At 39.3% G+C, this 13,284-nt stretch carries 11 protein-coding genes; 5 read left to right on the forward strand and 6 right to left on the reverse strand.

The window, feature by feature from the left end:
• Window positions 1-109: 109 nt before the first annotated feature.
• Entirely contained in the window at window positions 110-466 is a 357-nt protein-coding gene (locus FS458_RS13245; RefSeq protein ID WP_066392958.1) for a DUF1516 family protein, read from the reverse strand.
• A 147-nt stretch (window positions 467-613) separates the two neighbouring features.
• On the opposite strand from FS458_RS13245, the gene FS458_RS13250 reads away from it, so the two are divergent.
• Window positions 614-1,822, forward strand: coding sequence for an ornithine--oxo-acid transaminase (locus FS458_RS13250; RefSeq protein ID WP_144701230.1), 1,209 nt, complete (start codon window positions 614-616; stop codon window positions 1,820-1,822).
• A gap of 281 nt (window positions 1,823-2,103) precedes the next feature.
• Here FS458_RS13250 and FS458_RS13255 read toward each other — a convergent pair whose 3' ends face one another.
• From FS458_RS13255 to FS458_RS13265, 3 genes are read right to left on the reverse strand one after another with little or no spacing between them, the layout of a single operon-like run.
• Entirely contained in the window at window positions 2,104-2,892 is a 789-nt protein-coding gene (locus FS458_RS13255) for an SDR family oxidoreductase (RefSeq protein ID WP_144701232.1), read from the reverse strand.
• Between the two features lie 30 nt (window positions 2,893-2,922).
• Window positions 2,923-4,347 carry an NAD-dependent succinate-semialdehyde dehydrogenase gene (locus FS458_RS13260; RefSeq protein ID WP_144701234.1) on the reverse strand — a complete coding sequence of 475 codons (1,425 nt, stop codon included), beginning with the start codon at window positions 4,345-4,347 and terminating at the stop codon, window positions 2,923-2,925.
• Window positions 4,348-4,383: 36 nt separating this feature from the next.
• Entirely contained in the window at window positions 4,384-5,268 is an 885-nt protein-coding gene (locus FS458_RS13265) for a fumarylacetoacetate hydrolase family protein (RefSeq protein WP_144701236.1), read from the reverse strand.
• Between the two features lie 193 nt (window positions 5,269-5,461).
• Here FS458_RS13265 and FS458_RS13270 point away from each other — a divergent pair, with 193 nt between their 5' ends.
• Window positions 5,462-7,216: a B12-binding domain-containing radical SAM protein gene (locus tag FS458_RS13270; RefSeq protein WP_144701238.1), complete on the forward strand. Its 1,755-nt coding sequence runs from the start codon at window positions 5,462-5,464 to the stop codon at window positions 7,214-7,216.
• A gap of 303 nt (window positions 7,217-7,519) precedes the next feature.
• Here FS458_RS13270 and FS458_RS13275 read toward each other — a convergent pair whose 3' ends face one another.
• Window positions 7,520-8,593: an efflux RND transporter periplasmic adaptor subunit gene (locus FS458_RS13275; protein ID WP_144701240.1), complete on the reverse strand. Its 1,074-nt coding sequence runs from the start codon at window positions 8,591-8,593 to the stop codon at window positions 7,520-7,522.
• Window positions 8,594-8,608: 15 nt separating this feature from the next.
• A complete protein-coding gene (locus tag FS458_RS13280) occupies window positions 8,609-9,280 on the reverse strand; it encodes a hypothetical protein (RefSeq protein WP_144701242.1) in 672 nt (223 codons plus the stop codon).
• Window positions 9,281-9,442: 162 nt separating this feature from the next.
• On the opposite strand from FS458_RS13280, the gene FS458_RS13285 reads away from it, so the two are divergent.
• The 3 genes from FS458_RS13285 to FS458_RS13295 are packed head-to-tail and all read left to right on the forward strand — an operon-like array spanning window position 9,443 to window position 13,262.
• The gene (locus FS458_RS13285; RefSeq protein WP_186320547.1) at window positions 9,443-11,038 is read left to right on the forward strand and encodes a spore germination protein; all 1,596 of its coding nucleotides are present in this window, start codon (window positions 9,443-9,445) and stop codon (window positions 11,036-11,038) included.
• The gene (locus tag FS458_RS13290; protein ID WP_144701247.1) at window positions 11,035-12,138 is read left to right on the forward strand and encodes a GerAB/ArcD/ProY family transporter; all 1,104 of its coding nucleotides are present in this window, start codon (window positions 11,035-11,037) and stop codon (window positions 12,136-12,138) included. The genes FS458_RS13285 and FS458_RS13290 overlap by 4 nt, the downstream gene beginning before the upstream one ends.
• Window positions 12,135-13,262, forward strand: coding sequence for a Ger(x)C family spore germination protein (locus tag FS458_RS13295; RefSeq protein WP_186320548.1), 1,128 nt, complete (start codon window positions 12,135-12,137; stop codon window positions 13,260-13,262). Before FS458_RS13290 ends, FS458_RS13295 begins: the two co-directional genes overlap by 4 nt.
• Window positions 13,263-13,284: the final 22 nt, after the last annotated feature.

The following is a 13,284-nucleotide window of genomic DNA, read 5'->3' on the forward strand; positions in this document are numbered from 1 at the left end:
CGTTTCTATCATTTATATCGGTGTACAGAAGGCATTGTTAACAAAACAATAGATGGTTATTTTATCCAAATAAAAAAAGCCGCCCTAAAAAGAGCGACTTTTAAAAGTATTAACCAAGAACGGAATAACCGTAGAATAACACTAATAATAATGTAATCCAGAAAAACACCCAGTTTAGCAGGCGGCTTTCACCACGTTTTCTTTGTACAAGGATGATCTCCATCAAACCGATGAGGACAACTCCTAAAGTTCCTTTGATGATAATCGGCCCTTGATTAACGATACCAGGGTCCGTTAGATAGCCAGCAAGCATGTGGCCACCTGTTGCAAGGATTGCTAAGTACAAAACGCGCAGGATCATATGCAAAATTTTCGATTTTTTTCCGGCATTTTTTTTGTATAACATATACGTTACAAAAAACAAAATTAACGCCAGAAACCATGATGTTACGTGAGCATGAATCATAAATATATCCTCCTATGTATAATTCTCCATATAACTATACCATGAACTGCTATAAACTAGGCAATCAAATGAGTTCCCTCTGTAAAGTAAGCACTTTCATTGCTATAATAGCAATGTGAGAAATCTTGCAGAATAGAGGTGTTTCCTTTGAAACAGACAGAAACGAAAAATACGGAAACTGTAATTTCAAAAACGGAACAATATGGTGCACAAAACTATCATCCGCTTCCTATCGTTATCTCGGTAGCCGAAGGTGTATGGGTAACAGATCCAGAAGGTAACCGCTACATGGACATGCTGAGCGCATACTCTGCGGTAAATCAAGGGCACCGCCACCCTAAAATCATTCAAGCACTAAAAGATCAAGCAGACAAAGTAACACTAACATCTCGTGCATTCCATAACGATCAACTTGGAGACTTTTATGAAAAAGTATCAAGTCTAACGAAGAAAGATATGGTATTACCGATGAACACTGGTGCTGAAGCTGTTGAGACAGCTATTAAAGCGGTCCGCCGCTGGGCATATGATGTAAAAGGTGTTGCGGATAATCAAGCTGAGATCATCGTTTGTGAAGGAAACTTCCATGGTCGTACGATGACTGCTGTGTCGATGTCATCTGATCCTGATTACCAACGTGGGTTCGGTCCTATGCTCCCAGGAATCAAAGTAATACCTTACGGTGACTTAGACGCACTAAAAGAAGCCATTACACCTAATACCGCTGCATTCATTCTAGAACCGATCCAAGGTGAAGCAGGAATCGTTATTCCACGTGAAGGTTTCTTGAAGGAAGCTCTTGACGTCTGTAAGTCTGAAAATGTACTCTTTGTAGCTGATGAAATTCAATCAGGACTTGGACGTTCAGGCAAAATGTTTGCTTGTGACTGGGAAGAGATCGAGCCAGACATGTACATCTTAGGTAAAGCACTTGGCGGCGGCGTAATGCCGATCTCTTGTGTAGCAGCAAACCGTGAAGTACTTGGCGTGTTCAATCCTGGATCTCATGGATCAACTTTCGGTGGAAACCCGCTTTCTTGTGCGGTATCAGTTGCTTCTGTAGACGTGCTTGTAGAAGAAAACCTAGTTGAGCGTTCACTTAAACTTGGTGAATATTTCTTAGACGAGTTAAAGAAGATTGATAATCCAGTGATCAAAGAAGTTCGTGGTAAAGGTCTTTTTATCGGTGTTGAATTGAACGAACCAGCTCGTCCTTATTGTGAGCGTTTAAAAGAACAGGGCTTGTTATGTAAAGAAACACATGAAAACGTTATTCGTTTCGCACCACCATTGATCATTTCTGATGAAGATCTAGATTGGGCGATCGAACGCATTAAAAAAGTACTTTCTGTTTAAATCATCGACTGAGGCTGACTCTTTTTGGAGTCAGCTTTTTTTGAGGCTTTTAATTGAGCTCCGTATTATATACGCACTAGGGTATTAATCCACTTTTTGATAGATGAATCCACAACTTTTATGGATCAATCCAAAAGTTTTAGCACTTTATCCAGAAGTTTTAACTCTCAATCCAAAAGTTTTCACTGTTTATCCACGAGTCTACAAATATCGACATCTACACTGAAACTTATACCCCTCAAATAACTAAAAAAAGAAGCAGCCATAGCTGCTTCTTCCTTTTAAAGTGCTTTCACCATACCGCCATCGATCAGCAGTGACTGGCCAGTTATATAAGTGTTTGCGTCAGAGCAAAGGAACACGACCATCTTAGCAAACTCCGCAGGTTCACCGTATCGGCCAAGTGGAATTCCGCTTTCCATGGAAGTTCTGACCTCTTCAGCGGAAACGCCTTTTTTCTCAGCCATCATTTGGTCTAATTCACCTACTCGATCAGTTCCGATTCGCCCCGGTCCGATGGTATTGATCAAAATGCCATCTTTCCCTAGCTCTTGCGAAAGACTCTTTGATAATCCGTTGATGGCTGTTCGGAAAGTGTTAGATAGGATGAGTCCGTCGATCGGCTGTTTAAAGGACGAAGAAGCGATATTCACGATACGACCTCCGCCGTTTTTAATCATAATAGGCGTAACCGCGCGAACAGAACGTACAAGACTGAGTAATGTTAACTCAAAGGCACCCTGCCAATGCTCATCTTCAAAATCATTAAACGTACCAGCTGGAGGTCCTCCTGCATTGTTCACGAGCACGTCCACACTACCAAACTTCTCTACTGCTGCTGCAACAAGTTCATCGATCTCATTACGCTGTGTGATATCACATTTTTTATAGAAAACATCCGAACCTGTTTCCCTCTTTATCTCTTCCGCTGTCAGAGAAAGCTGTTCTTCATCACGGCTTGTTAGCATCACGTTCGCACCTTCTCGTGCAAATTCTAATACACAAGCTTTTCCAAGCCCTTTACTTGAAGCAAGAACGAGTACATTTTTTCCTTTTAGACCTAGATCCATCTCACAATCACCTGGTTTCTTAGAAAGATTTTATAATACGAAACTTACGTATTTCGTTTCAAGATAAGCTTCCATACCTTCTACTCCACCTTCACGGCCAAGACCGCTCTCTTTCATACCTCCGAACGGTGCTTGTGCAGCAGAAGGAACACCATCGTTCCAGCCTATGATTCCGTAATCTAACCCTTCAACAACTTGAGTTCCTTTGGACATACTCTCTGTATAAACATATGCCGCTAAACCAAATGGACTTGTGTTTGCAAGGCGGATCCCTTCTTCAACACTGCTGATCTTGTGAATTGGAATGACTGGACCGAACGTTTCTTCATTCATGATCAACATATCTTGTGAAACATTTTTCAGGACCGTCGGCTCGTAATAATACCCACCGTTATCTGCTCTTCCTTTTCCTCCTGTTACACACTCTGCACCGTTTGAAACCGCATTTTCCACGTGCTCTGAGATCTTTTCATACCCGTCTTTGTTAATGATTGGACCGATATCTGTACCTTCTTCCAAACCGTTTCCTACTTTTAATTTCTTAGCTTCAACAGCCACTCGTTCTACAAACTCTTCATAAACACTTTCTTGCACGTATACTCGGTTAATACAGATACACGTTTGACCTGCGTTACGAAACTTAGAAGCTACGATTCCAGCGACTGCTTTATTTAGGTCTGCATCCTCAAGAACAACTGCTGGAGCATGACCGCCTAGTTCCATAGATACGTTCTTTACAGTTGCGGCACTTTGCTCGATCAATTTCTTACCGATTTCTGTAGAGCCAGTAAAGGTAACTTTTCTAACTTTCTCAGAATCCATAATGGCTTTTCCAATGACAGAAGACGATCCTGTTACAAGATTGATAACGCCTTTTGGAAAGCCTGCTTGATCTGCTAATTCTACTAATTTAATTGCTGTAAGTGGTGTTTCCTTTGGTGGTTTTACAATAAACGTACAGCCTGCAGCGAGCGCTGGACCTAGCTTTCTTGTAATCATTGCAGCTGGGAAGTTCCATGGGGTAATGGCCGCCACTACCCCAACAGGCTGGCGTAAAACTTGCATTCTTTTATTTTCGGCACTTGAAGGAATCGTACGGCCGTAGATACGCTTACCTTCTTCTGCATACCACTTTATAAAAGATGCGGCATACATCACTTCACCAACAGATTCTTTTAAAGGTTTTCCCATCTCAAGTGTCATTAGTTCTGCTAATTCTTCTTTTTGTTCGATTATCAAGTCATGCAGTTTCATAAGATAGTCAGCGCGCTCATAAGCCGTCAACTTTGACCAGCTCGGAAACGCTTCGTGCGCAGCATCTATTGCAGCATCTGTTTCTTCTTTTCCACAAGATGCTACAGTCCCTACCACTTCACCGTTAGCAGGATTATACACCTCTATTTTTTCAAGAGATTCTCCTGTCCATGAACCGTTAATATAAAGCAGCTTTTCCACGTGAATTCCTCCTCTATGTAACTAGTTAATTCGACTTCATTCTACTATTTCATTACGAAGTGTACCGATTCCTTCAATTGTAATCTCGATAACATCACGGGGCTTCAAAAATACAGGCGGCTTCATTCCTTTACCTACTCCAGCAGGTGTACCTGTCGCGATAATATCTCCAGCTTCAAGCGTCATGCCTTTTGAAAGCTCGTTAATCATAGTTGGGATGTCAAAGATAAAATCAGATGTGTTTCCGTTCTGTCTCACTTCTCCGTTCACTTTTGTCACGATCGAAAGGTTATCTGGATTTGGTACCTCAGACTGATGTACAATCCATGGACCCATCGGGCAAGTTCCGTTGAGACTTTTTCCGAGTAAAAATTGCTTATGCTTTTGTTGTAGGTCACGAGCTGTAATATCGTTGATGATCGTAAACCCGAAAACGTGATCCATCGCTTCTTCTTTCTCTATACTCGTACCCGTTTTACCGATTATTATAGCCAGCTCGCCTTCATAATCGAGTTGATCGGTTATAGAAGAATGACTAGGAATCCCTTCATCATGACCGATTACAGACGTAGGAGCTTTTGAAAACACCATGATATCTTCCGGAATGTCTGCTTCACTTCCCATTTCTATCGCATGGTCGCGGTAATTTTTTCCGATACAAAATACATTTTTACCTGGACGCGGAATCGGTGCTTTTAACTGGATCTCATGGAGTTCATATGTATGGTTTGCTACGAGATCAGAGTGAATCAAGCTCTCTACCTTCTCCAAAAATTCGTCACCAAGAGCAATTGCCTCGAGTAAGGTTGTTGGAAACTCCATCTCTCTGCTTTTCGCGAGTTCTGATACATTGACAATTTTCTCTTCTTTCACGAGGCCAATGAAGTCCTCGCCATGTTTAACAGCTGTAGCCCATTTCACAATAACCTGATTCCTCCTTTAATAAACGCTTACAAAGTAATTATTACTACTATATCGGTTCTGACTTTGTACCGTAAAGCAATTTGCTGTTTCAAAGCACAATACTCGTTTTTGATTCTTTTTAAAATATGGTAAAATAGTTTGTCATCAAAAAAACCCAACTGATGGGTAACAGTAATGAGGTTATCAAATTATGAAAACTGTACTAAGTACGTTAAATGCCAAATATATACACACGTGTCTAGCGCTGCGCTATTTAAAGGCATATAGTGAACCTGATTTTCCTGTCGTGATTAGAGAGTTTACGATCAAGGATCCTTCTCTTAATATTGTGACTGATCTTTACAGCCAAGAACCTGATGTTCTCGGATTCAGTTGTTACATCTGGAATATTGAAGAGACGATTAAGGTTATCCAAATGTTTAAAAAAATTAAGCCTGATACAAAGATCGTCTTAGGTGGTCCTGAGGTATCTTATGATGTAGCTCATTGGCTCGAACAGATTCCAGAGGTTGACTTCATAGTTGTGAATGAGGGCGAGGAAACGTTTAAGCACTTGCTCACTCAGATTCAAAAGGGTGGTAGCTTTGAATCGGTTGCTGGACTTGCCTATCGAAAAGATGGAGTGCCTAAAATTAACGGTCCTCGTGAAAAACTGGACTTAAAAACAGTTCCATCTCCATTCCGCTTCGAAGAAGATATCCAGTCTTTATCAAAACGGATCACGTATTTTGAGACAAGCCGTGGCTGTCCCTATTCATGTGCGTTCTGCTTATCTTCTATTGAAGTAGGTGTTCGATATTTTGATCCAAAGCTCGTTAAAGATGATTTGATCTTCTTAATGGATAACGGAGCAAAGATTATTAAGTTTGTGGACAGAACGTTTAACATTCGAAGAGATTATGCACTTGATATGTTCTCATTCTTAATCGAAAACAGAAGACCAGGGGTTGTTTTTCAATTTGAGATCACAGCAGATATCATGAGACCCGAAGTCATCGAATACTTAAATGAACATGCACCAAAAGGTTTGTTCCGTTTTGAGATCGGTGTCCAGTCCACGAACGATGCTGTAAACGAACTGGTACAACGCCGACAGAATTTTGAAAAGCTTACGCGTACCGTAACAACTGTTCGTGATGGAGGAAAAATCGTACAGCATCTAGACTTAATCGCTGGGTTACCTGAGGAAGACTACAACTCGTTTAGAAAAACATTTAATGATGTTTTCGCATTTGGTATCGAAGAAGTCCAGTTAGGTTTCTTGAAGATGTTAAGAGGTACAGGTCTACGATTAACAGCCGAAAAACATGATTATGTGTACATGGATCATTCACCGTACGAAATACTAGGAAACAACGTTCTCACGTTTGATGAAATTATTCGTATCAAACAAGTTGAAGACGTATTAGAAAAGTACTGGAACGATCATCGCATGGATCATACTGTTAAATACTTGATACACCATGTATTCCAATCACCTTTTGACTTCTTTCAAGAATTCGGGACCTATTGGGAAACACGTGGATGGTCAAGAATCGGTCATCAGTTAGAAGACCTGTATACACGCTTGATCGCATTCTTAACAGAAGCTGCACCACAGGCACTTCCTGTTGCTGAAAGTCTGATGAAACTTGATTATTTAGAAAGACAACAATTCAAACCACGTAAGCCATGGTGGGAGAACACACAGAACAAAGAAGAAACATCAAGAGTACTTTCCCTGCTCGCTCAATACCCTGAAATGATTGATGGGTTTCCAACTCTTTCTGAAAAAGATATGCATAAACATGCTTTTGTCACGGAAACTGCGATTGATCCATTATCAGATCAACTAGTGCCACAAGGGGAGAAAGATTTCTTACTCATTGCGTTGTTTGATCCTAAGCAACAATCGACAAAAGTGTTCACAACATCTAAAAAGTCTTTGTTAACAAAACATTCGTAAATTGTGAAAGCGGGGATCTCTGTTCCAGGGTACATGGTTTCCGCGGGGCTGGCGGTGTGCCCCCTGCCGCTACGCGCCTTTAGTGGTCTCACCTGTCCCACTTGTCCAGGAGTCAGTACCCTTCCACTCCACTCCCTAAAAGTTAGCACGAAAAAGATTAAAGACACTAACTAAAAAAAGCTAAGTAAAAAAACAAGGGTTTTGCAAGTAACATACTTGCAAAACCCTTTTTCTTATTAAAACGTAACACTAGTGTAATCCCACTTGTTTTTTATTGGTAAACATTTAAAATCTAAATAACAATTACTTCTTTAAGACTGGCTGCCCTGAAACAAATACAGGCGAAGGGTTCATCACAACAACCTGACCCTTTTTAAGTCCTTTTGTGATCTGCACGTTACCCTTTTGCTCAAGACCAGCTGAAACCTTCAGCTTATACAATTTGTTCTTAACGATTGTTAACACATACGTTTTCCCATCATCTATTAAAATTGCTTGTTTAGGCACACTAATTGCTTTTTCTGCAAGCTTTTCTGTTACGATGATTTGAGCAGTTTGTCCTTCAACCCAAGACGCTTCATCCTCAACGAGAACGGTCAACTTAAAATTATTTTGATCAGCTGGTAATACAGTTTGAACAGTACCCATCAAGATCTTTTCACCGTTGGATTTGATTTGAACTGTGTCTCCTGTTTTCACGAGAGAAGCCATTTTTTGATCGATGTCAGCAACTAGTTCAAAGTTTCCTTGACCTACAATAGTTAGAAGTGGTTCATCATCGCCAACTCCATTTACTTCTGAAACTACACCGTCAGCTGGACTTTTCACACTAAGATCCTCAAGTTGCTCTTCTAGATCAGATATTTCATCTGACAAGACGGAACTTTCATTTTCAGCCAAGTCACTTTGCAGCTCAGCTTCTGCTAATTTTTCTTGAAGAAGCACTTTAGCATCTTTGCTGTCTTTTTCTTCATCAAAATCCGAAAGTTCACTTTTCCATTCACTTATTTGTCCCGAATAATGGCTGCTTCGAACATCTGCTGCTTCTTTGTCTCGTTTCAAGTTGCGAAGTTCATTATCAATCTCTGCATTTTCATATGTGATTAAAGTTTGACCCGAAGTAACAGTATCCCCCTTCGATACCAACACTTCTTTAATCGAACCAAGAGATGCATTTTCATAGATCTCAAATGTGTTCTTTGACTGTGCAACACCAGTTGTTTCGTGTTTTTTCGTAAAATCTTTTTGTGTAGATAGCCCAGTTGCAACTCTAGGCGCTTCAACTGCGGCAGATTCTTTTTTATCAAAAATCACGATGTTCATAACGACAAGGAGGACAACCATAATAGCTGCAGCAACCCATTTCAGTTTATTCATAAGCTTGTCTCCTCCTTAAATCAGCTGTCCACTAGCTAACGCAGCGTATAGCGAAGATAATAAAATAAAAACAACAAAAAATCCGATTGTAACAACGAGGCAGTAATTCTTTTCTTTAAAGGATAATTGACGAAATGCAAAATACATCACAACAGAACCCCAGATTGTAAAGATATTGATGGAGTTTAAGAATTCTTGCCAAAAACCATGTTCAAAGAACAGTACACCAGCAAAACCGAAACCTAACGGCTGAACAACTTCTTCTGCACCTGTTACAAACTGAATCGGCAATTCGAATAAGAGTCCTAGAATAAATAGAAGATATACTGTCGTCATTACATAAAAAAGTGCTTTAAATCCGATATCTCGAAAGAAAACATATAAAAATAGTACGCCTGAATTTATCACTAAGAACGGTATGATCAATCCCCAGGCACCGCCTACTAAAGCGATGATATATCTCAAGAGCTCAAGTTCCGCTCCACTTAGTTTCGCTGCCTCTACAAAAGAAATAGTTTTAAACGATGGAAACGCTGCAAAGAATGAAAGTGCATGCAACAATCCGCTAGCGACTAATATAGCAAAAAAACGAATCCAAAAACCCTCTTTATCTTTCCATTCACTATAAAACGCGAAATATGTATTCGGCTTAGTTAAAGCAGGAATAAATTGTGCTCTTCCTGTCATGGTGCCGCCCCCTTCTCTCTTTATCTCTGTCTATGTTATCACAATTTTTTACTCATAATTACAATTTCTGACTCATTTTTGAAAAATAGTACCTTATCCGCATAAATAAATTTGGGTAGCAAAAACTAAACCAAATTATTGCGAATCGGGATGATGTTCATCATGACTTTCTTTAAGAAACCAAAAAAATTGCTAGAACAAAAAAAAACAGCAAACGAAGCTGAAAATCAAGGGTCTAGTCCATCCTCTCAAAGTAATTTAGAAACAAGCTCTTACTCAGAGCAGGCTGCGAAAGTTAACCAAAATCAATCGATCGATGTTCTGCTTAAAGACATTGAAAAAAGCTTCTCTTCTTCCGAAGACCTGATGACTCATTGGGTTGAGATGCCTGCTGACAAGAGCAAAGTGGCATTAATTTTCTTGGACTCAATTATTGATAAACAGAAACTTCAGGATTTGATTTTGAATCCTTTATTTGAATTGGACAAAGATATTGATCTACATACTTTCGAAACAGTTATTAATATTGACTTTAAGAAACAATCAGACTTTGCAAAGATCCAAGAATTACTCTTACAATCTTACACTTTGATATTTACAAAGGACACAACATGCTATTTTTCTGTATTCACTCCTGTTAAAACAGAACGTGATATCAAAGAACCTGATAATGAGGCTGTTATACGTGGATCTCATGAAGGATTTATAGAGAGTATGTCAACAAATATTGCTCTCATTCGTAAGCGACTTAAAAGTCCGAAGCTCGTAGTGAAGTATCTGCAAGTCGGAAAAGAAACGCACACAAATGTTGCAATGCTGTACATGTCAGATATCGCAAATCCAGATGTGCTTCATGAGATTGAAAGAAGGATAAATTCAATAGAAGCAGATTCCGTTATGACTCCAGGGAACATCGAAGAGAGTATTGAAGATAAAACATTTAGTCTGTTTCCACAAACGTTGAGTACAGAGCGACCTGACCGGGTGGCTGCTAACCTGATGGAAGGAAGAGTAGCTCTTCTATACGATAGCTCACCGACCGTAAACCTTGCACCTGTAAACTTCTTTGTTTTCTATCAAACACCTGATGATTACAACAAACGTTGGATGTTAGGAAGTTTCTATCGATTAATTCGTTTGTTAAGCTTTTACATTGCAATTGGTCTGCCCGCCTTTTATATTGCGATCGTTTCTTTTCATTTCGAGGTTATTCCATCCGCTCTCATCCTCTTAATGAAAAGCTCACTTGAAAACATCCCGTATCCACCACTTTTTGAAGCATTAGTGATGGAGCTCACTATTGAGTTAATACGTGAGGCCGCTATTCGTTTGCCAACGAGGATCGGTTCCACGATCGCTATCGTTGGAGGTTTAGTAATTGGTGATGCGGTCGTTAAAGCAGGACTCATCTCAAACCTAATGATTATCGTTGTTGCGACGACTGCGATTGCGGCTTATACAGTTCCTTCAAATGAGATGAGTTTAGCTGTACGTTTATTGCGTTTTCCATTCATGGTAGCAGCTGCAACATTTGGTTTCTTAGGTATTGTGTTCGGGTTAATTCTCATGTTCTTTCATCTTTGCCGTTTATATTCATTTGGGACACCATACCTTGCACCGCTTGCACCTTTTAAAATAGGAGATCTAAAAGATACAATCATTCGTTTACCTTTTCTCAAGATGAACTCACGTCCTAGTGATATCAAACCAATAAAAAAAGATGAAGATAATCATACAAGAAAGTGGGAGAAGTCATGAATAGCAGCCATACGATTACTCACAGACAGCTGTTCTTTATTATCACTCAATCCCAAATCGGCGTTGGTGTCCTTTCACTTCCTTATACGTTATTCGTAAAAGCCAAAACAGACGGATGGATTTCCCTGCTCTTAGCAGGTCTCTTTATTCAGTTCTCTATACTTGCGATTTGGAAACTATGCGAGATGTATCCAAAGCAGACAATTTTTGATTTTATGCCGAAGATCGTGGGGACAAAGCTAGGAGCTGTTTTAAATTTTTTGTTCGTGGCTCATTTGTTCTCTGTATGTGTTGTCCTTTTAATCCTCTACAACAGCGTCGTTTCTAAATGGATTTTTTATCAGACCCCTCGGTTGGTTGTTATTTCCATGTTAGCTCTTACTTGCGTCTATTGTATTACATGTACAGCACGCGAGATCGCCAGGTTTTTGATGTTAGTCTCTCCCTTACTTCTTGTGATGTTTATTTTTGTGGGATATGCCTATACAGATGTTCACCTTCTTTATGCGTTTCCCGTAGGTGCATCCGGTATCAAAACGATACTTTCAGGTTCTACAGATGCGTTAATCTCTTTACTTGGCTTTGACACAGCGCTCGTATTTTTAGCTTATACGCAAGGAAGATCGAACAGTAAACTGAAAGCAATTTCTTATGCTTCATTATGTGTTACCCTTTTCTATTGCTTTGTCACATTTACAACGTATATTTTTTTCAATCCAGTTGAAATTGTAATTGTTCCAGAACCAGTGCTGTATATGTTAAAAGCTTTCTCATTCAAAATCTTGGAGAGAACAGACCTTATTTTCCTTTCCATATGGATTGTATTTGTTACAACTTCTCTTATTAGTTATCTGTTCTTTACAGCAAAAGGCGTCCAGTCAATTTTCAAGCTAAAACATCATAAATCTGCTGCACCTTATGTGGGAATTATTTGTGCATTAATCGCTTCGATCCCAGCGAGTAAATTAGATGTTCAACTGTGGTCCAAATTGATAGGTATGTCAGCATTATGCTGTTCGGGTATCTTTCCGATCTTCTTACTACTCATTGCTGTTATCAGAAAAAGAAAAGGCAAAGGCAAAGGAGCGGTTTCAACATGAGGAGTGTAAGGTTAATCTCTCTTTTTTCTAGCCTTTTATTATTAACAGGATGTTGGGATCAGGCTCAACTAAACGAAACAAAACTCATCAGAGCAGCAGGATTTGATTATTTAAAGAACGGAAAAATAAGAAACACCGCTTCTATTCCTCAATATCTCAATACAGAATCAGGAGCTGGACCAGTAAATAATCAGGTTTTCCATGCTATTGGTAACACTGCCCGCCAAAGCAGGATTAAATTAGATCGAAAAGTTTCAGAACAAGTTGAAGCATCAAAAAACTTAATCGTGGTATTAGGAGAAGATGCTGCAAAAAAAGACATCTATCATATTTTGGATGTATTCTATCGGGATCCTAAATCGGCACTCAATGCAAGGATTGCAGTGGCAAAAGGTAAAGCATCTGATGTTATCAGTGCAAAATTTAAAGAAACCGAAACTACCATGGGTATCGGTCAGTACTTGAATGAATCTGTTCGATCAGCAGAAAAATCATCTATCGTACCTTCAGAAAATATCCAAACGATATGTCCTGTGATGTTTGATCCTGGTCAAGATTTTGCATTACCTTATCTTGTACCAGAAAAAAATGACGTATCTGTTAAAGGTGTTGCAGTATTTCATGGTTATAAGATGGTTGGTACTATTTTTGGTGCCCAAGGAGTTATGTTCACATTATTAACTGGAAAAGAAAGACACTTATCCATGTCATTAACAAAAAAAATCACCAACAAACACAAAGATAGAATTATGAACTTTGTTTCCATTAAAGTAAAACAGAATAAACGAACATTTAAGGTTGATGTTACTCCAGATGAAAGGATATCAGCTCATATCAAACTAGATATGAAAGTCGTGATTACCGAATATCCGAGGGATAACTTAACTACTCAGAAGAAAATCCATAGTATTGAACAAGCACTTTCAAAGACGCTAACAAAAGATGCAAATGCTATTCTTAAAGAGTTACAAGACATGAATAGCGATGCATTTGGTGTAGGGAGAAAACTCATCGCATTTCATAATCCCACATGGAAAAAGTTAGATTGGAATAAAGAGTACCCGAATATCAATTATACTGCTTCAGTAAATGTGAAAGTAATTGGTCATGGTATAATTGAATAGCAAAAGGATGCAAGGCGTGTAA

The organism is Fictibacillus phosphorivorans (genome assembly GCF_007673525.1).
In the GTDB taxonomy this organism is placed as follows: Bacteria; Bacillota; Bacilli; order Bacillales; family Fictibacillaceae; genus Fictibacillus; species Fictibacillus phosphorivorans_C.